The sequence below is a fragment of the Wenzhouxiangella sp. XN79A genome, from assembly GCF_012272825.1.
In the GTDB taxonomy this organism is placed as follows: Bacteria; Pseudomonadota; Gammaproteobacteria; order Xanthomonadales; family Wenzhouxiangellaceae.
Genome location: NZ_JAAWWS010000007.1, coordinates 1 through 444, shown reverse-complemented (window position 1 = coordinate 444; position 444 = coordinate 1). Strand labels below are relative to the sequence as shown.

The 444-nt window shown below is 60.4% G+C and carries 1 protein-coding gene; it reads left to right on the top strand.

Going from position 1 to position 444, the window contains the following annotated elements:
* The coding region (locus HFP89_RS15740) for a hypothetical protein (RefSeq protein WP_206212147.1) at positions 1-255 on the top strand (255 nt) is incomplete at its 5' end.
* Positions 256-444: the final 189 nt, after the last annotated feature.

Sequence of the window (444 nt, the reverse complement as noted above, 5' to 3'; positions counted from 1 at the left end):
GGTACGCGCGCTTTTAAAAAGCCCTTTTGGGTACTTTTGTGGCGTTTGACAAAAGTACCTCGCCAGAAAGCGGACGAAGTCCGCGTGGCGAAACGGCTTGTAGCCCTGGGCAGCAACAACCCGAAGGCGAGCAAGACACGAGAAGCACAGTGGCCCCGGATGCATCCGCGAAGCCAGGGCCAGGCCGACGAGGCGTTGGTCGGCCACAACCGTCCACCGAAGCGGCCTGTGTTCGAACCGAGCCAGCAGCAATGATCCGGCTTCGCTTCGGGTTCCAATGCCTCTGTACCCCGGCAAGCCCTTCCATCTCCGCGGCACTGCGCGATTTTTCGCGCCACGACCCTCACCCGAGGGCAAACCCCGCCCGGTACGCGCGCTTGTAAAAAAGCCCTTTTGGGTACTTTTGTGGCGATTGACAAAAGTACCTCGCCAGAAAGCGGGCGA